Source organism: Aeromonas allosaccharophila (assembly GCF_000819685.1).
Taxonomy (GTDB): Bacteria; Pseudomonadota; Gammaproteobacteria; order Enterobacterales; family Aeromonadaceae; genus Aeromonas; species Aeromonas allosaccharophila.
In genome coordinates, this window is record NZ_CDBR01000066.1 from 12,420 (window position 1) to 31,387 (window position 18,968).

Genomic DNA, 18,968 nt, shown 5'->3' on the forward strand with positions numbered 1-18,968 from the left:
CCCGAGCCCAACTTATCTAGCGGGCAAGACGCATACCTAATAAATGAGCATCCGATGAAAAAAACGCCCTCACCGACAGACGAGGAAACCCTGCTGTTCCGCGATGCGATAAAAGGTACCCGGAAAATCAAGCAAGATACCATAAGGGCCGAGTTACGCCCGGTCAAGCAGAAACGCGAATTGCGCGAAACCCGCGAAAAGCTTGGGGTTGACCACTATTTCAGCGATGAGTATCAACCCCATCTCGACGACGATGGACCGACCCGTTACGTGCGGGAAGATGTGTCAAAATTTGAGCTGAAAAAGCTCAAGCGGGGCATTTATCCACCGGAGATCTACCTCGATCTGCACGGCATGAACCAGCAGCAGGCAAAACAGGAGCTGGCCGCCCTGCTCACCCTCTGCCAAAAAGAGAACATTCACGTCGCCTCGGTGATGCACGGCATCGGCAAACATATTCTCAAGCAGCGCATTCCCAGCTGGCTGGCCCAGCACCCCAATGTGCGCGCCTTCCATCAGGCTCCCCGCGAATGGGGCGGCGACAGCGCCATTCTGGTGTTGCTGGATATCGAAGAGTAGAAAAAGCAGCACTCAATTAACCCTGCCCAACCGGCCGGTTGAATCGTAACGGTGATATAGATGAGCCAAGATTGACCGCCAGCATGCCGCCGTTGGGCAGTTGCCACTCGAAGAAGTCATCAAATCCGGCAATCGTTACAGCGCGGATCACCTTGGCGACCACACCGTGCGCCACCAGCAATATTCGCTCCCCCTGCATGGTCGAAACGAGCTCAGTCACTCCCTGTGAGATCCGGGCAATCACCTCGTCCAGGGTTTCACCACCGAGAGGTGCTTCCGTCCAGCGCCGGGTGATATTACGCGCCCACAGTTCAGGATATCGCGCCCTCGCCTCTGCCTGTGTCAGCCCTTCAAACAGGCCGACATTACGCTCACGAAAGGCTGGCGCAAGTTCCACAGGCAATCCCAACTGGCGAGACAAGATGGCCGCGCACTCTCTTGTTCGCAGCAGGGGTGACGCCAGCAGCCGATCGAACGGCGGCAGAGCCACTGCGACTTCCTCAGCTAGGCGGGAGATCTGGCGCACGCCATCGTCATTGAGCCCGATATCCAACGCCCCCTGATAACGTCCCTCAGCATTGGCCTGCGTCTCAGCATGGCGGATCACCACCAGTTCCATGGTGCACTCCTCTTTCCTGCTATCTGCTTACTGGTTAAAACCGCAAGCGACTTCCCTGTCGGAAAATGCGATGACAATCCCCATCCATCTCATACACCCAATCGATTATGTAATAATCGATCAAGATTACCTCGTTGGCAGTCAATAAACATCCGCTGAACTGCGGCCTCTCATCCGTAAATAAATAGATACACAACTTATTTACGCCCAATAATGCTACGGTCTGTTTTTGTTAAAGACATTGTGTTCAAAAACGATGTTATGGCATGGATTTACAGATGGATATAATAAACACCCTCATCACATGTATGAGGAGGATGGCGTAATGGGTACACCATTCGAAAAAATTGTTTAGCAAAAACTCACACAATAACTTTCCGAGCTCATCAGGCAACAATAATCAAACATAACCATTGCCCATCAATAAAATTTGATATGCCCCATTTTGTGTCAATTTAAACGAGAAAAGTAAAGTTGGTTGATCAGTACAGCTACACCACAACTACCTCGCCACATTGATGGAGTTCGTTTCAATAGCGGCAGCATATTATCCCCCACAGTCAAAATATCTAAAAAGGGGGCCAAGCCCCCTCTCCTTATCGATCAGTCAATGGACTATCTCTTTATTTGGTTGTCACCAACGCCCAGGGGCCACCTTTGGCGGGATCATCCCCCTGCGTCCACCATTTGGCCTGATAGACGGCGCCCTTGTAGCTTACCTTGCTGCCAGCGGTATAGACCTTGTTGGCCTCCCAGGCAGCCTGACCATCAACGGGCGGGTCAACCGGATCGACCGGGGCGGGATCGAGCTTGGCGACGATCCGCACTTTCGGCCAGTTCGCGTGGGAGCCGTAGAAGTTGGTCACGCACTTCTCGTAATCACCCGGTACCAACGCAGAATAAGCGGTCTGGAAGCCCACCAGCTCGCACTCGAAGGAGTAACCGCCCGGGCGATCCGGATAGTATTTCCAGTTGCCATCCCAGTTGCCATCCCAGTTGGTGTAGAGCACGTCAGTAGCACCGTTAAGATTGAGGCTACCATAGGGGGTCTGCTGCCAGCAGGTGTTCTTCTCATCCGCCTTGATCTGGATCTGGTAGTGGTTGGCCAGCCCTTCCCAGTAACGGATGCGATTGACCGGCTGCCCCTTGTCCTTGTTCTGCTCACCGCACTCGATGCCGCCGTTGATGACGTTGATGGTGGTGCCAAAGCCATAGCCGATACCGGCATCGGCTTCCCGTTTGGAAGGTACCCAGGTGCGATCAATCACGTGCAACATGGCCGGTTTCGGGGCCTGCGGGGTGAGGAAGAACCAGATGGCAGATGCGAGGTTGAGCCAGGAGTCCGCCACCAGCCCCGGGTTGTTGAGCAACACGGAGGCATCGCCGTCAAACATCGCCTCTGAGAAGGCGCCGTAGTTGAAGTGGTAGGAGAGCTGCTTGGCGCCACGGCCGAAATACCCCTGGCCAGTGCTGCAGGGCCACTTCTTGTTCTGCCAATCGTTCTGACCGCAGCCGGTGGTGTAACCGGTCTGCCCCTCTGACCAGCCCATCTCCCGCACATGCACCAGCGCCTGTTGCCACTCTTCCAACCCCAGCGGGTTATCGGAGACGTTCTCCTTGGCGATATGGCCACCGGTCTCCTGCGAAAAATGAGCAAAGGCCGTTACAATGGATTTTTTACAGATGGCATCGGCATCACGCCCTCGGTATATTCGCCGCAGAACGCAGGAAATTTGCCGATGGCCCGCAAGAAGCGGACATAGGTATATTCCGGCGCCGCCATCTGGGTTAAATATTCCCATTCAGATTGGGGAAATACCCGTTCAACCCGTTTTACGTTGTCAGGATTGCTTGCCAGACCCGGTTCAATGGCATCGACTATTTTATTTGACCGGGTGGCCAATGCCTTGGCCCATATTGCATACATGGGATTGACCGTCTTGGCTTTTTCCATGGCGGCCAGATCCGGTGCCGCAATGACATATCCCCCCGCATTTTGCGGATCGGGTTGAATATTCATGGCGGCACTCATTGTGGCATAGCTTGGCAATGCGCAGGCAGCGGCGATCAGCCAGGCGCAACGCTTGGGTTTGAACATGTGTACCGTCCTTGTTTGGGAATAACGCGCTCCAAGAGTAGGTGTTCCAACAACTAAGTTCACGATGAGAATTAAGAAATAAACGGAATTTGTGAGCCATTTCACCTTGTGATATTCAGCGCAACTGAAACAAAGAAAGAGAACTCAAACGACAACGAAAAAGCGTGATCTGTAGCCAGTTTTTGCAAAGGTGGGACGGTCAGGCAACCTGTCACCTGCTCATTATTCGAGATGCAAAAAATGGCTGACACGCTCAGCCTGTCAGCCATCATCAATGTTCAAGAAGAATGCTCAAGAGAGCCGGACGTCAGGCGCGCACGGCACGGATCAGGATATTGCGCGGGGTCATGGGTTTGGCACAGAACTCCCCCACTTCGACCCGATAGCCCTGCTCTTGCAAAAAGAGCGCGCGATCCAGCGCCAGCCAGATCTCGAGAGGACGGCGAAACAGGTGGCGCACCAACTCCATGCGGGCGACATCGCCAAAGCGGCGTTCCCCTTTCGCCAAAAAGGCGGGATAGTCGAGTCCGGCGGGCAGCGCTATCGCTTTGCGCTCGGCAGCCCAGCCGCAGAATGCCTCGAAGGTGCCGGTCAGCAGGCTCTTTTGCATATTGGGCACCGGCAGATACTCATCCACACCACGCACCTGACGCTGCAGGCAGTCAAATCCGAGCCGCCACACCACTTCCTGCTCCCGCAGGCGGGCGATCCGCGCGCCGCCGGTCACCGTCTCCTGCAGCGGCAGCTTGAGATCCGCCTTGCTCAACACCAGCTCGCTGGCGTTGGCCGCTGCCGACAGCGGGCGATAGTGGCTGCTGCGGATCAGGTGGTAGCAACAGGGAGAGATAGTCACTCCGCTGGCACTGCGCTCGGCCACCCGCGCCAGCAGATGGGTGTGCAGCTCGCCACAGGCATGGAGTGCCATGGCGTGATGTTCGGGGGCGATCAGCGCCGCCGACTCGGGGGCAAAGGCATCGGCGCAGGTAAAGGTCATATTGGCGCCATCCCGCTCGGCCAGCAGCCGCCCTTCGTCACAGAGCTGATCTTGCAGCTCCAGACTGAGGATCGGAGCCTGTCGATGAAGTGACACCAGCCGCCCGAGGTGGCCCTTGCCGGCACACCACTCCAGATAGGGGCCCTGATGGGCCGGCAGACAGGCGGTGAACGATTCGATCTGGGCCTGCTTGCGCCCCGGCATATGCAGCGCCATCTCCTTGCTGCAGGTGATGGGCTCCGGGGTAAAAGGGGCAAGCTGGCTGAGGTGCTGCAACTCGGCCCCCTCGGCAATCCAGGGGGCAAGCAGCGTGCTGAGGGCATCCATATCCGCATCGAGCTCCGCCAACTGGGTCAGCGTCAGCCCATTGAGCTGCGCCGCCAATTCGGGCGCCTCATCGGCAAAGGCCATGGTCAGATGATGATATGGCTGATATTGCCACCAGCGCCGGTAGCGGGTGAGCAGTCGATCCAGTTGTTGAAAACGTTGAGCCAGCACGAATGCCCCTGCCTTGCGGTCAAAAAGAGGCTCATTCTAGCGATCCCGCTTCAAATTGCACCCTCAATACCTTGTCATCAGCGCCACGCGACAACACGGCCAACCAGTGACCAAGGGCAGACCTGACAAAGTACGGGGTTTTATGCTATATTCCGCCCCCTCTTTCACGCGCCCCGCCAACGCGGGTCGCTTTACCACTAGCTATGGGACCAACAACATGACCATCAACGCCATTCTGCAAGCGCGCGCGGGCGCCAAGTGTGAACTGTGCAGCGCCGAGCAGGCGCTGACCGCCTTCGTGGTGCCTCACTCCCCCGCCAGCGACGATGATCACAGCGTTGCCATCTGTGACACCTGCCGTGGTCAGCTGGAACAACCGGATACCCTGGTGGTCAACCACTGGCGTTGCCTGAGCGACAGCATGTGGAGCCAGGTGCCTGCGGTGCAGGTAATGGCATGGCGCCAGCTCAAAGCACTCTCCGGCAAGGGTGAGGTGTGGGCTCAGGATCTGCTGGACATGATGTACATGGAAGACGAAGCCAAGGCGTGGGCCGAAGCCGGACTGGCTGACGAAGATGACGACAGCACGCCGACCGTTGACTCCAACGGCGCCGTGCTGCAAGAGGGCGACTCCGTCACCCTGATCAAGGATCTGGACGTGAAAGGCGCCGGTTTCACCGCCAAGCGCGGCACCCTGGTCAAGGGCATCCGTCTGACCAACAACCCGCTCCATATCGAAGGCAAGGTCAACGGCGTGCAGATCGTACTGGTTGCCGCCTACCTGAAAAAGGCCTAAGCCAAGGGCGATTGCTCTGCTGTCTACTACCAAAGCACAAGTACAACGAAAAAGGATGGCGTCACGCCATCCTTTTTTATACCCGCTTGCCGCAAACGGCCAACCTGAGCCCATCACAGGCCAGCCAAAGCAACAAGGCGCATCCGGATGGACGCGCCTTGTTTACATGGCCGATGCCGTTAACCGGCAGCGGAAACGGTCACTCAGGAGGAGAGTTTGCCGTCCAGCTCGGCAATCTTGGCAGACCAGTAGGCCGGGCCGGTTTCGTGGATATTGTTGCCTTCGGAGTCGACCGCTACGGTCACCGGCATATCTTCCACTTCAAACTCGTAGATCGCTTCCATGCCGAGATCGGCAAAGGCTACCACGCGCGCCTTCTTGATAGCCTTGGCCACCAGATAGGCTGCGCCACCGACGGCCATCAGATAGACGGCCTTGTGTTGTTTGATGCTCTCGACGGTTTTCGGGCCACGCTCGGATTTGCCGATCATGCCGATAAGGCCGGTTTCACCCAGCATCATGTCGGTGAACTTGTCCATCCGGGTAGAGGTGGTGGGGCCAGCCGGGCCGACCACTTCGTCGCGCACCGCATCAACCGGGCCAACGTAATAGATGAAGCGGTTGGTGAAATCGACCCCTTCCGGCAGCCCTTCGCCATTTTTCAGCATGTCGGCGATACGCTTGTGGGCGGCATCGCGACCGGTGAGGATCTTGCCCGACAGCAGCACGGTATCGCCGCTCTTCCAGCTGGCCAGCTCTGCCTTGGTGATGCCATCGACGTTGACGCGGCGCACATTGCCACCCGCTTCACGGGTGATTTCCGGCCAGTCGCTCAGTTTCGGCGGGGTCAGTTCGGCGGGGCCGGAGCCATCCAGTTCGAAGTGAACGTGACGGGTGGCGGCGCAGTTGGGGATCATCACCACCGGCTTGGAGGCGGCGTGAGTCGGGGCAGATTTGACCTTCACATCCAGCACGGTAGTCAGGCCGCCCAGCCCCTGGGCACCGATCCCCAGCTTGTTGACCTTGTCGTAGAGCTCGACCCGCAACTTCTCTTCGGTGGTCTCGGGACCACGGGCGATCAGCTCCTGAATGTCGATGTGCTCCATCAGCGCCTCTTTGGCCAGCACCGCCGCTTTTTCGGCGGTACCGCCGATACCGATGCCCAGCATGCCGGGCGGGCACCAGCCTGCGCCCATGGTCGGCACGGTTTTCAGCACCCATTCGACCACATCATCTGAGGGGTTGAGCATCACCATCTTGGATTTGTTCTCGGAGCCGCCGCCCTTGGCCGCGATGCTCACTTCCACCTTGTTGCCGGGGATCATGTCGATATGCACCACGGCAGGAGCGTTGTCTTTGGTATTCTTGCGACTGCCAGCCGGATCGGCCAACACGGAGGCGCGCAGCGGGTTGTCAGGATTGGTGTAGGCACGACGGGTACCTTCGTCCACCATCTCCTGCACCGTCATGTCGCTGTCCCACTGGACCTGCATGCCGATCTTGACGAAACAGGTCACGATGCCGGTGTCCTGGCAGAGCGGACGATGGCCTTCGGCGGACATGCGGGAGTTGATCAGGATCTGGGCCAGCGCATCTTTGGCGGCCGGGTTGGCCTCGCGGTCATAGGCCGCTTTGGCTGCCTGGACAAAATCCAACGGGTGGTAATAGGAGATGTACTGGAGGGCATCTGCGATAGAATCGATGAAATCCTGTTTTTTTATAATGCTCATATCATCCTCACTGGTCCTTATCCCTGCCAAAAGGCAGAGCAAGGGCTTCCATATGATGGGCCGTGCTGACGTGCTGGCTAAAAACTATCAACCAGCAAAAAACGAACGACACGGCAGTTTTTTCTTAAGTCACCGGCACCTATGATACGCTTGCCCACCAGCACCGACTAGGGTTCGGGAACTAAACTGTTGCCTGTGTAACATAAAATGACGCCAACACTTCATATCCATCATCTAGACCATCGCGCTGAACTCCATCAGCTTTTTGCCCGTCTGCAACATCAGCCGTGGGCCATATTGCTGGAATCGGCAGGGCCACTCGGCGCCGACAACGGCGTTGATATCATCAGCGCCGATCCGCTGGCGACCCTCGAGACCCGTGGTCTGGTCACCACACTTACCCGGCATGGCGAGAGCAGCGAGCACCATGAAGATCCCCTCGCCCTGCTGGCCCATACCCAGCAAGAGCTGCTGGGGGAACTGGATCTGTGCGCCACTCGCCTTCCCTTTATTGGCGGCGCCCTCGGTCTGTTTGGCTATGATCTGGGCCGCCGCTTCGAGCGACTACCGGTGCAGGCTGCCGCCGATATCGCAGTGCCCGACATGGCGGTGGGTATCTACGACTGGGCGCTGCTGCGCAATGTGGCGAGCGGCGACTGGCAGCTGGTGCACTGGGGAGATGAAGCGGGCCTTGCCAAGCGGCTGGCCTGGCTTGAACAACAACAGGCCGCCCCGCTCCCCGCTTTTTCCTTGCAGGGGGAGTGGCAGAGCAATATGAGCCGCGCGGAATATGGCGAGAAGTTTGCCCGCATTCAGGAATACCTCGCCGCGGGGGATTGCTACCAGATCAACCTGACCCAGCGTTTCAGCGCCCCCTATCAGGGGGATGAGTTTCAGGCCTATTGCCTGCTGGCGGCCGCCAACAAGGCCCCCTTCTCTGCCTTTATCCGCTTGCCGGATAGTGCGCTGCTGAGTCTCTCCCCCGAGCGGTTCCTGCTGCTCGATGGCCGCCATATCGAAACCAAGCCCATCAAGGGCACTCGCCCTCGCCACCCAGATCCGGCTACCGATCGGCAAGTCGCGCTGGAGCTGGCCCAGGCCGACAAGGACAGATCAGAAAATCTGATGATCGTGGATCTGCTGCGCAACGACATCGGTCGGGTCAGCCGGCCGGGCTCGGTCAGCGTGCCTCATCTATTTAGCGTGGAGTCGTTTCCGGCGGTACATCATCTGGTCTCCACCATCCACGGTGAGCTGGATGCGCGCTGGCAAGGGGTCGATCTGCTGCGAGCCTGTTTCCCGGGAGGTTCGATCACCGGCGCCCCCAAGATCCGTGCCATGGAGATCATCGAGGAGCTGGAGCCCCAGCGCCGCAATGCCTATTGCGGCAGCATCGGCTATCTCAGCCAGCATGGCCGGATGGATACCAGCATCTGCATTCGTACCCTGATCGCCGAAGCGGGTCGTCTGCACTGTTGGGCCGGTGGCGGTATCATCGCCGACTCCGATGCCGACAGCGAATATCAGGAAACCTATGACAAGGTCGCCCGCATTCTGCCGCCACTGTCGACGCTGTAACCCTCCCCACTGCCAGGCCAACGCACAGGAGAGCTCCCCCGCCATGGATCGCCACGAACTGCTGACCCGCTTCCAGTTGCAGCAACCCGCCCCGGCCCATCGCCTCGCCATTGGCGGGCTCAGTCCGGCGGCGGTGTTGATCCCAGTGGTGATGCGCGACGAAGGGCTCAGCGTGTTATTGACCCGGCGCAGCCCCCGGCTGCGTCATCATGGGGGGCAGATCAGCTTCCCCGGCGGGCGACAGGATCCCGGCGACGAGAGCCTGATCGCCACGGCACTGCGGGAGACCGAAGAGGAGCTCGGCATTCCGGCGCAGCTGATCGAGGTGATCGGCACCCTCAACCCGCTCAATACGGTGTCACGATTCGAGGTGCTGCCGGTGCTGGGGCTGCTCGATGGCGACTATCCCCTCATCCTGAGTCCGGATGAGGTGGATCATGCCTTCGAAGTGCCGCTGACCCATCTGCTGGATCGGCGCAACCACATCCCCCTGACCCTTACCAGAGGCGGAAAACAGCACACCATCTACTGGATCCCCTGGCAACAGCACTTTATCTGGGGGGCCACCGCCAGCATGATCAACCAGCTAGCCCGGCACCTTACCAGATAACATCTTGCTTACATTTACGCGCGCAAAATTTGCTCGTTAACACTAAACTAACGTGCCAGATGATAAACAAAAATTGAACTTTTCTTGTTTTGATCACATTTCCATAAGAAAGTGCGGTTTTCTGTGCCGTAAAGATGAATTTGATCAACATTTTTGATTAAAAAAACCGTATCCTTGCGCCGACTTAATAAGAACCACACATTCGGGGTGAGATAGATGTCAAACACAGTCACTGGCACGCAGGGAGTTGCGGCGTCAACAGAGCAAGGGATCCGCTCTACTCAAACCACTCGTTGGGAAAAACGCGACTCTACCTGGGTCATCAGCCTGTTCGGGACCGCGGTGGGCGCGGGTATCCTGTTCCTGCCGATCAACGCGGGTATGGGCGGTTTCTGGCCGCTGGTCGTCATGGCGCTGCTGGTGGGTCCCATGACCTATCTGGCCCACCGTGGTCTGGCCCGCTTCGTGCTTTCCTCCAAAAAGCCCAATGCAGACATCACCGAAGTGGTGGAAGAGCACTTTGGCGTGGGGGCCGGTAAATTAATCACCCTGCTCTACTTCTTCGCCATCTACCCCATCGTGCTGATCTACGGCGTGGGTATCACCAACACCGTCGAAAGCTTCATGGTCAACCAGCTGCAGATGAGCGCCCCGCCGCGCTGGATCCTCTCCATCGTGCTGATCATGGGCATGATGTCGGTGATGCTGGCCGGTGAGAAGCTGATGCTGAAAGTCACCGAGTTCCTGGTTTACCCGCTGATCGTCATTCTGGCCGGTATCTCTCTGTACCTCATTCCGGACTGGACCGGCGCCGCGCTGGAGCAAGTACCCTCTGCCAAAGATTTCGCCACCACCCTGTGGCTGACCATCCCGGTACTGGTCTTCTCCTTCAACCACAGCCCGGCCATCTCCAGCTTCTCGCTGGCACAGCGCCGCGATCACGGTGATCACGCCGTCCAGAAAGCCGATGCCATCCTCAAGCGTACCGCCATGGTGCTGCTGGGCTTCGTGATGTTCTTCGTCTTCTCCTGCGTCATGAGCCTGACACCGGCCCAGCTGGCAGAAGCCAAGGCCCAGAACATCGCCGTGCTCTCCTATCTGGCCAACCAGCATGCCAGCCCCATCATCTCCTACTTCGGTCCGCTGGTTGCGTTCGTGGCCATCGTCTCCTCCTTCTTCGGTCACTATCTGGGTGCCCGTGAAGGTCTGAAAGGGATGATCGTGCAGAACATGCGCAACTCCGGCAAAGAGCCGAATGCCAAGAAAGTCGAGATGTTCATCATCGCCTTCTTCATCCTGACCCTGTGGGGCACCGCCGTGGCTAACCCCTCCATCCTGGGCATGATTGAATCCTTGGGCGGCCCGATTATCGCCACCATCCTGTTCATCATGCCGATGTACGCCATCAAGCGCGTACCCGCCATGGCGAAGTATCAGGGCCATATCAGCAACGCCTTCGTTGCAACCATGGGGATGATCGCCATCTCTGCCATCCTCTATCAGCTGGTTGGTTAATCTCCGCAACCTCCTCTGATAGCAAAAAAGCCAGCCGAACATTCGGCTGGCTTTTTTATCTCTGCGCTCTGCTCATCCTCTACTCCCCTATCTTCTACAGCCCATAGCCAATCCCCCCATTTGCTGGTCACCCGGACTCGCCATGGCGCAAGCGCGACCTTGACCAGCAACCGGTATGGAATAAATGCGTTTTCTGTCACCCCACACCACGTCGATACGCCCCTGCGAAATATCCAACCTTTGCATAGTCCCGAGGTCTTTCCAAAGTAACGGGGCAACGGCTAATGCTGTCGCCCTCCCCGTCTTTTGCAGAGAGAGACAGGCGCGTATCCAGACAAGGGGAACGACAGGAGCGAACTGCTGCTATCGAATAGACCGGAGACAAATAGACCAGAGACACACAGAGAGGGGCAGCCACCAGCGCAAGGGAACTATCTAACATGAGCGCTGGATAACAAGCGGTGAGCGATACCAACACCGCCAGATATACGAAACATCAGACAATGAACTTGCGACCGGCTCAAGCAGCGATGACGACATTGGCTCATAAAAAAACGCCCTCCGAAGAGGGCGCAACATTATCGTGATGTAAACCGCTACCGGCTCACGCCTCGCTGCTGGGCAGCGCGGAAGGTTCCAGCAGGGTTTCATCTTCGGCCATGCAAGCCGCGGCGGTGAACAGCACGTCGGTGGAGCTGTTAAGGGCTGTCTCGGCAGAATCCTGCAGCACGCCGATGATAAAGCCGACGGCTACTACCTGCATGGCGATGTCGTTGCTGATGCCAAACAGACTGCACGCCAGCGGGATCAGCAGCAAGGAACCACCGGCCACGCCGGACGCACCACAGGCGCTGACCGTTGCCACCACGGAGAGCAGCACAGCCGTTGCCATGTCCACTTCCATCCCCAGGGTATGTACCGCGGCCATGGCCAGCACAGTAATGGTGATGGCGGCACCGGCCATGTTGATGGTGGCGCCCAGCGGGATGGAGACCGCATAGGTATCTTCCGGCAGACGCAGTTTTTCACACAGCGTCATGTTGACCGGAATGTTGGCGGCAGAGCTGCGGGTGAAGAAGGCAGTCACACCGCTCTCTTTCAGGCAAGTCAGCACCAGCGGATAGGGGTTGCGCTTGATCTTCCAGAATACGATCAGCGGGTTGACCACGAAGGCGATAAACAGCATGCAGCCGATCAGCACCACCAGCAGTTGGGCATAGCCAAACAGCGCATCGAAGCCGGTCTCGGCCAGGGTCGAGGCCACCAGACCCAGAATACCGAGCGGGGCGCAGCGGATCACCGCTTTCACTATGGTGGAGACACCGTGAGAGAGATCGGTGATCAGCGCTTTGGTGCTCTCGTTGGCATGGCGCATGGCGATACCCAGACCAATGGCCCACGCCAGGATCCCGATATAGTTGGCATCCATCAGCGCCTTGACCGGGTTGGTCACCACGTTGAACAGCAGGGTCTGCAGCACCTCGGTGATCCCGCCCGGCGGGGTGATCTCGGCAGTATTGGCGACCAGATGGAGGTTGGAGGGGAACAGGAAGCTGGCGACTACCGCGACCACGGCCGCAGAGAAGGTACCAAACAGATAGAGCAGCAGGATCGGTCGCATGTTGGTCTTCTGACCCTGCTTGTGACCGATGATGGCCGCCATGACCAGTACGAAGACCAGCAGCGGCGCCACCGCTTTCAGTGCGCCAACAAACAGGCTGCCGAGCAGACCTGCCGTTTTCGCCCACTCGGGCGCAAACAGTGCCAGCAAGATACCGAATACCAGACCAACCAGGATCTGGCTGACCAGACTGGTGCTATTGACCAGCCGAAGGAGGGGGTGTTGTTGTGTCATCAAAAAGTCCCTAGGCACCGTAGTGCATGAATCATGAGTCCTGTCAGCAATCTTGCACCCGAGCAACCCCTGTCGCCCGAGTGTGGTGTCTGTGGCCAGCCTTCTGTCGGGCCGATCCGCCAGTCACCGGATTGCATGACGGAATATCCCATTCGCCATCTTTTTTTTCCAGCGGCTCACCAAAAAATATCCTGTTTCCATCACAAAAAACCGCAACAAAACCTTAACTACAGCGCAACCACCCATTTTTGTACGTTTTATCGGCACACTCACCCTGCGCCATGGGTCGCCATCCGTGACCGGTGTCACTGTGCTATCATCCCCCATTTGCTGCGGAGCCTTGCCATGATCCCATCCCTGCTCAACCAATACTTTGGTTTCTCCACACTCAGGCCAGGCCAGGAGGCGGTGATCAGCCGGGTGCTGGCTGGCCAGAGTGCCGCCGCCATCTTTCCCACCGGCTCCGGCAAGTCCCTCTGCTATCAACTGCCCGCCCTCGCCCTGCCCCACCTGACCCTGGTGATCTCGCCGCTGCTGGCGCTGATGCACGATCAACTCGCCTTCCTCAAAAGCAAGGGAATAAGCGCCGCCACCCTCGACTCGAGCCAAAGCCCGGAAGAGAGCCGCAGAGTGATGCAGCAGGCGCTGGATGGGCAGCTCAAGATACTGATGATCTCGGTGGAGCGGCTCAAGAACGAGCGCTTTCGCCGCTTTATCCAGCAAGTGCCGCTCTCGCTGCTGGTCGTCGATGAGGCGCACTGTATCTCGGAGTGGGGCCACAACTTTCGCCCCGACTACCTCAAGCTGCCGAGCTATCGCCATGACCTGAAGATCCCGCAGGTGTTGCTGCTCACCGCCACCGCCACGCCGGCGGTGATTCAGGATATGCAGACCAAATTCGGCATCGCGCCGGAGGGGGTCGTGGTCACCGGTTTCTATCGCCCCAATCTTGATCTGGCGGTCATTCCCCTGTCGCCCGACGCGCGGGATAGCTGGCTCGCGCAGGAGTTGGCCAACGATCCGGCGGCCCCCACCATCGTCTACGTCACCTTGCAACACACCGCAGAAGCCTGTGCCGAGCACCTCATTAGAGAAGGGATCAACGCCCGCGCCTATCATGCCGGACTCGACTCGGCACTGCGCAGTCAGATCCAGCACGACTTCATGGCGGGCAAGGTGGATTGCATCGTCGCCACCATCGCCTTTGGCATGGGGATCGACAAAGCGGATATCCGGCGGGTCATTCACTACGATCTACCCAAATCCATCGAGAACTACAGCCAGGAGATTGGCCGCGCCGGACGAGATGGCCAACCATCGCGCTGTATCGTGCTGGCCAACCAGAGCCAGCTGCCGGTGCTGGAGAACTTCGTCTACGGCGATACGCCGGATTTGAGCGCCATCCTCCAGCTCCTTGCCATCATCAAGCAGAGCGGGAACGAGTGGGAATTCACCCTGCTGCGCCTTTCCAACGACACCAATATCCGCCAGTTGCCCCTTAAAACCCTGCTGGTCTATCTGGAGATGGCAGGCATCATCACCCCGGCCTACAGCTACTACGCCGACTACCGCTTCAAATTTGTGCTGGATAAAGGCGAGATAGTGAGCCGCTTCAATCCGGATCGTCGCCAGTTTCTGGAGCAACTGTTCGCCTGCGCCCCGCAAGCGCGCAGTTGGTGCACCATGGACTTTGACGCCCTCTGGCAGGGCTATCAGGGGGAGCGACAGCGGGCGGTTGCGGCGCTCGACTACCTGCAGCAACAGGGCTGGATCGAACTCGAAAGCAAGCAGATGACCGAGGTCTACCGGATCACCCGTCAGGGGTGGGACAGCGAGCAGGAGGCTAACGCACTCCATGCGCTCTTCTTGCAAAAAGAGCAGAGCGAGCTGGCCAGACTGCAAGCCATGCTCGACTTTTTCACCTCGGATGAGTGCCTGAGTCACCGCCTCGCCCGCTATTTCGCCGATGGGGCAGCGCCGGTTCATTGCGGCCACTGTTCGGTCTGTCGCGGCGAGGTGGCGCATCTCCCGCCCCTGCCCTCACTGACCATGCCAAACGAGGCGGGGATCCGCGCCTGGTGCGATCCGCTGATTACCAAAACCGGTTCCGTGGATGCGCGTGTTCTGGCCCGTTTCCTGTGCGGCATCACCACACCGCTGACCAGCCGGATCAAAGCCAAATCGCTGGCGGGCGCAGGCCAGTTGGCCGCGCACCCGTTTGCCTGCGTCCTGGCGGCAGTGCAACAAGCCTACCCTTGATCGGTGATCCCTATGATCGGGTGATCATGTGCGGCCTCTACAACCACCAGCAGCGATCCGCGTCTGCGGATGCTGAAAAAAGAAGACCCTCGCGGTTGCGAGGGTCAAGCCAACGGAAACGTGCTTAAACAGAGCTTGGTGAGGTAACAGTCAACTCTCTTGCTAAAGCGTCATGCTGCTCACACATCGCCAATCTAGGGCACCCGAAATGTAGCGTCAATGTAAAAATTAGAGCCTAAACTCCAAACAAGCGCATTTACGTTGACGTACACGTAATGACATTTTCATCCATAGCCCCGCCAGCCCGCCCCCCTGTTGCCTTTCATCGAAAGCCTTAATCTTTTCGCAATAAGTTCCACGTTTCCCATAAACATTTATTTTTTATGTCTTTGACATTTACCTCACTATCGTGGCAAAAATAATTTAACAGTCAGTAACATAGCGGTGTTGTTGACTGACCCTTCCCGCACAAGGATCGGGCAGGATTCTTCAGAATTTAACCAATCAACCGTGATGGATTACTGGAGGCTGTTGACTAGGCTTTAAAAGCGCACAACACAAAAGCAGTCATCCACTTTTTTCAGGGTAAGCGACTATAACGAGGGCAAAGTTATGGGCATATTCGAGCATTACCAACAGCGATATGAGAAAGCGAGAGAAGAGGAATATACCATCCAGGAGTTCCTGGATATGTGTAAGCAGGACAAAGCCTGTTATGCCTCCGCAGCCGAACGTCTGCTGACCGCCATCGGTGAGCCGGAGATGGTAGACACCTCTGCCAACCCCAGACTGAGCCGACTCTTCTCCAACCGCGTCGTGGCACGCTATCCCGCCTTCAAGGATTTCTACGGGATGGAAGAGGCCATCGAGCAGATCGTCTCCTACCTCAAACACTCCGCCCAAGGGCTGGAGGAGAAGAAACAGATCCTCTATCTGCTGGGCCCCGTTGGCGGCGGTAAATCTTCGCTGGCAGAAAAACTCAAATCCTTGATGCAAAAGGTACCCATCTATCGCATCAAGGGCTCACCGGTCAACGATCACCCCTTCTGCCTGTTTGATATCGAAGAGGACGGGGAGATCCTGGAGAAAGAGTACGGCATCCCGCGCCGCTACCTGCGCCCCATCATGTCCCCCTGGGTGGCCAAACGCCTGCACGAGTTTGGCGGCGACATAACCAAGTTCAAGGTGGAGAAGGTCAATCCCTCCATCCTCGATCAAATCGCCATCGCCAAAACCGAGCCGGGCGATGACAACAACCAGGACATTTCCTCTCTGGTCGGCAAGGTCGACATCCGTATGCTGGAGCACTTTGCCCAGGATGACGCCGACGCCTACTCCTACTCCGGCGCGCTGTGCAAGGCGAACCAGGGTGTGATGGAGTTTGTCGAGATGTTCAAGGCGCCCATCAAGGTGCTGCACCCGCTGCTGACAGCAACACAGGAGGGGAACTACAACGGCACCGAGGGGCTCTCTGCCCTCCCCTTTGACGGTATCCTGCTGGCCCACTCCAACGAATCCGAGTGGCAGCAGTTCCGCAACAACAAGAACAACGAGGCCTTCCTCGACCGGGTCTATATCGTCAAGGTGCCTTACTGCCTGCGCGTCTCGGAAGAGGTGAAGATCTACGAAAAACTGCTGATCAACAGCGAGTTGACCGACGCCAAATGTGCGCCGGGCACCCTCGAACTGCTGGGTCAATTCTCGGTGCTGTCACGGTTGAAAGAGCCGGAAAACTCCAGCATCTACTCCAAGATGCGGGTCTATGATGGCGAGAGCCTCAAAGACACCGATCCCAAGGCGAAGAGCTATCAGGAGTATCGCGACTACGCCGGTGTAGACGAGGGGATGAATGGTCTCTCTACCCGTTTTGCGTTCAAGATCCTCTCCCGCGTCTTCAACTTCGATCACGCGGAAGTGGCCGCCAACCCGGTGCACCTCTTCTATGTGCTGGAGCAGCAGATCGAGCGCGAGCAGTTCCCGCAAGAGCTGCACGATCGCTACCTTGAGTTCATCAAGGGCTATCTGACCCCACGCTATGTGGAGTTCATCGGCAAGGAGATCCAGACCGCCTATCTCGAGTCCTACTCCGAGTACGGTCAGAATATCTTCGATCGTTACGTCACCTACGCCGACTTCTGGATCCAGGATCAGGAGTACCGTGACCCCGAAACCGGCCAGCTGTTTGACAGAGCGTCCCTCAACAGCGAGCTGGAGAAAATTGAAAAACCCGCCGGGATCAGCAACCCGAAAGATTTCCGCAACGAAATCGTCAACTTCGTGCTGCGGGCCCGGGCCAACAATGCAGGCCGTAACCCCAACTGGACCAGTTACGAGAAGCTGCGCACCGTGATCGAGAAGAAGATGTTCTCCAACACGGAAGAGCTGCTGCCGGTTATCTCCTTCAACAGCAAAACCTCGGCCGAGGAGCAGAAGAAGCACGATAACTTTGTCGAACGGATGATGGAGAAAGGCTACACCCGCAAACAGGTGCGACTGCTCTCCGAATGGTATCTCAGGGTACGCAAGTCATCCTGACCCTGACTGTTCAAGGGGGAGTTATGGCGCATTTTATCGACCGCAGGCTCAACGGCAAAAACAAAAGCGCTGTCAATCGGCAGCGCTTCATCCGCCGCTACAAGAAGCAGATAAAACAAGCGGTCTCGGATGCTGTCTCCAAGCGCAGCATTCAGGACGTAGACAAGGGCGAGAACATCAGCATCCCGACCAAGGATATCGGCGAACCCCATTTTCATCAGGGGCAAGGCGGTAAACGGGAGATGGTGCATCCCGGCAATGATCAATTCGTCTCCGGCGACAAGATTGACCGCCCCAAAGGAGGGGGCGGTGGACAGGGTTCCGGCGAGGGACAGGCATCCAATCAGGGTGAAGGGGCCGATGATTTCGTGTTCCAGATCTCCAAGGATGAGTATCTCGATCTGCTGTTTGAGGATCTGGAGCTGCCAAGGCTGCAGAAAACCCAGCTCAACCAGCTGATGGAGATGAAAACCTACCGGGCGGGCTACACCTCCAACGGGGTGCCCGCCAACATCAACGTGGTGCGCTCCCTGCAAAATTCGCTGGCGCGGCGTATGGCGCTGCAGGGGGGCAAGAAACGCCAGCTGCATGAACTGGAAGATCGGCTGGCCCTGCTGGCCGCCGATCCCAACGAACACTTTGCCGAAATCGCCCTGCTCGAGAAGGAGATCCGGGAGCTGAAACGGCGGATCGATGCGGTGCCGTTTATCGACACCTTCGATCTCAAGTTCAACAACTTCGTCAAGCGGCCCGTCCCCTCCAGCCAGGCGGTGATGTTCTGTCTGATGGACGTGTCAGGCTCCATGGATCAGGCCACCAAGGAGATGGCCAAGCGTTTCTATATCCTGCTCTATCTGTTCCTGAGCCGGACTTACAAGAACGTCGAGGTGGTCTATATCCGCCACCACACCCAGGCCAAGGAGGTGGATGAACACGAGTTCTTCTACTCCCAGGAGACCGGCGGCACCATCGTCTCCAGCGCGCTCAAGATGATGAACGACATCATCAACGAGCGTTATCCCGCCAACCAGTGGAACATCTATGCGGCGCAGGCATCGGACGGTGACAACTGGGCCGATGACTCACCGCAGTGCAGGGAGATCCTGGCGCGGGACATCATGCCAAGGGTGCGGTACTACTCCTACATCGAGATCACTACCCGTGCCCACCAGACTTTGTGGCACGAATATGAGTCGGTCGCCAGCCAGTTCCCCCACTTTGCGATGGAACACATTCGCAAGGTCGAGGATATCTATCCGGTGTTCCGCGAGCTGTTCAAGAAACAAGCGGCGTGAGGAGGTC

Annotated in this window: 12 protein-coding genes and 1 pseudogene; 8 read left to right on the top strand and 5 right to left on the bottom strand. The window is 57.7% G+C overall.

What is annotated here, in order from left to right:
* The first annotated feature begins 54 nt into the window (after positions 1–54).
* On the top strand, positions 55–579 hold the full coding sequence (smrB, locus tag BN1115_RS12395) for an endonuclease SmrB (RefSeq protein WP_005333198.1): 525 nt from the start codon (positions 55–57) through the stop codon (positions 577–579).
* Between the two features lie 16 nt (positions 580–595).
* On the opposite strand, the gene BN1115_RS12400 is transcribed toward smrB, so the two are convergent.
* The 3 genes and pseudogenes from BN1115_RS12400 to BN1115_RS12410 form a co-directional block, all read right to left on the bottom strand.
* Complete coding sequence (locus tag BN1115_RS12400; protein WP_042657390.1) at positions 596–1,198, bottom strand: histidine phosphatase family protein; 603 nt, start codon at positions 1,196–1,198, stop codon at positions 596–598.
* A gap of 623 nt (positions 1,199–1,821) precedes the next feature.
* Positions 1,822–3,296 (bottom strand): annotated as a pseudogene (locus BN1115_RS12405) (chitinase).
* Positions 3,297–3,603: 307 nt separating this feature from the next.
* On the bottom strand, positions 3,604–4,788 hold the full coding sequence (locus tag BN1115_RS12410) for a methyltransferase (protein WP_042657391.1): 1,185 nt from the start codon (positions 4,786–4,788) through the stop codon (positions 3,604–3,606).
* A gap of 217 nt (positions 4,789–5,005) precedes the next feature.
* Between BN1115_RS12410 and BN1115_RS12415 the strand changes: the two genes are divergently transcribed.
* Positions 5,006–5,584, top strand: a complete 579-nt coding sequence (locus BN1115_RS12415; RefSeq protein WP_033136973.1) for a PhnA domain-containing protein — start codon at positions 5,006–5,008, stop codon at positions 5,582–5,584.
* Between the two features lie 203 nt (positions 5,585–5,787).
* Here the strand turns inward: BN1115_RS12415 and BN1115_RS12420 are convergent, their stop codons facing one another.
* Positions 5,788–7,314, bottom strand: coding sequence for a fumarate hydratase (locus tag BN1115_RS12420; RefSeq protein ID WP_042061720.1), 1,527 nt, complete (start codon positions 7,312–7,314; stop codon positions 5,788–5,790).
* Positions 7,315–7,608: 294 nt separating this feature from the next.
* On the opposite strand from BN1115_RS12420, the gene pabB reads away from it, so the two are divergent.
* From pabB to BN1115_RS12435, 3 genes are all read left to right on the top strand, one after another.
* Positions 7,609–8,892 carry an aminodeoxychorismate synthase component I gene (gene pabB, locus BN1115_RS12425; RefSeq protein ID WP_244152276.1) on the top strand — a complete coding sequence of 428 codons (1,284 nt, stop codon included), beginning with the start codon at positions 7,609–7,611 and terminating at the stop codon, positions 8,890–8,892.
* 43 nt (positions 8,893–8,935) lie between these two features.
* Complete coding sequence (locus BN1115_RS12430; protein ID WP_042657393.1) at positions 8,936–9,502, top strand: CoA pyrophosphatase; 567 nt, start codon at positions 8,936–8,938, stop codon at positions 9,500–9,502.
* Between the two features lie 216 nt (positions 9,503–9,718).
* Positions 9,719–11,017, top strand: a complete 1,299-nt coding sequence (locus tag BN1115_RS12435) for a serine/threonine transporter (protein ID WP_042657394.1) — start codon at positions 9,719–9,721, stop codon at positions 11,015–11,017.
* A gap of 604 nt (positions 11,018–11,621) precedes the next feature.
* Here BN1115_RS12435 and sstT read toward each other — a convergent pair.
* Positions 11,622–12,872 carry a serine/threonine transporter SstT gene (gene sstT, locus BN1115_RS12440; RefSeq protein WP_042657395.1) on the bottom strand — a complete coding sequence of 417 codons (1,251 nt, stop codon included), beginning with the start codon at positions 12,870–12,872 and terminating at the stop codon, positions 11,622–11,624.
* Between the two features lie 345 nt (positions 12,873–13,217).
* Here sstT and BN1115_RS12445 point away from each other — a divergent pair, with 345 nt between their 5' ends.
* The 3 genes from BN1115_RS12445 to BN1115_RS12455 all read left to right on the top strand — a co-directional run bounded on the left by BN1115_RS12445 (position 13,218) and on the right by BN1115_RS12455 (position 18,961).
* On the top strand, positions 13,218–15,131 hold the full coding sequence (locus BN1115_RS12445; protein ID WP_042657396.1) for a RecQ family ATP-dependent DNA helicase: 1,914 nt from the start codon (positions 13,218–13,220) through the stop codon (positions 15,129–15,131).
* A gap of 612 nt (positions 15,132–15,743) precedes the next feature.
* The gene (locus BN1115_RS12450) at positions 15,744–17,666 is read left to right on the top strand and encodes a PrkA family serine protein kinase (RefSeq protein ID WP_042657397.1); all 1,923 of its coding nucleotides are present in this window, start codon (positions 15,744–15,746) and stop codon (positions 17,664–17,666) included.
* A gap of 23 nt (positions 17,667–17,689) precedes the next feature.
* A complete protein-coding gene (locus BN1115_RS12455) occupies positions 17,690–18,961 on the top strand; it encodes a YeaH/YhbH family protein (RefSeq protein ID WP_042657398.1) in 1,272 nt (423 codons plus the stop codon).
* The last annotated feature ends 7 nt before the right edge of the window (positions 18,962–18,968 follow it).

Excerpts from the sequence above, each read along its gene's own strand:
- smrB (WP_005333198.1), top strand. The coding sequence starts at position 55 with ATGAAAAAAACGCCCTCACCGACAGACGAGGAAACCCTGCTGTTCCGC.
- BN1115_RS12400 (WP_042657390.1), bottom strand. The coding sequence starts at position 1,198 with ATGGAACTGGTGGTGATCCGCCATGCTGAGACGCAGGCCAATGCTGAG.
- BN1115_RS12415 (WP_033136973.1), top strand. The coding sequence starts at position 5,006 with ATGACCATCAACGCCATTCTGCAAGCGCGCGCGGGCGCCAAGTGTGAA.
- BN1115_RS12420 (WP_042061720.1), bottom strand. The coding sequence starts at position 7,314 with ATGAGCATTATAAAAAAACAGGATTTCATCGATTCTATCGCAGATGCC.
- BN1115_RS12430 (WP_042657393.1), top strand. The coding sequence starts at position 8,936 with ATGGATCGCCACGAACTGCTGACCCGCTTCCAGTTGCAGCAACCCGCC.
- BN1115_RS12435 (WP_042657394.1), top strand. The coding sequence starts at position 9,719 with ATGTCAAACACAGTCACTGGCACGCAGGGAGTTGCGGCGTCAACAGAG.
- sstT (WP_042657395.1), bottom strand. The coding sequence starts at position 12,872 with ATGACACAACAACACCCCCTCCTTCGGCTGGTCAATAGCACCAGTCTG.
- BN1115_RS12445 (WP_042657396.1), top strand. The coding sequence starts at position 13,218 with ATGATCCCATCCCTGCTCAACCAATACTTTGGTTTCTCCACACTCAGG.
- BN1115_RS12450 (WP_042657397.1), top strand. The coding sequence starts at position 15,744 with ATGGGCATATTCGAGCATTACCAACAGCGATATGAGAAAGCGAGAGAA.
- BN1115_RS12455 (WP_042657398.1), top strand. The coding sequence starts at position 17,690 with ATGGCGCATTTTATCGACCGCAGGCTCAACGGCAAAAACAAAAGCGCT.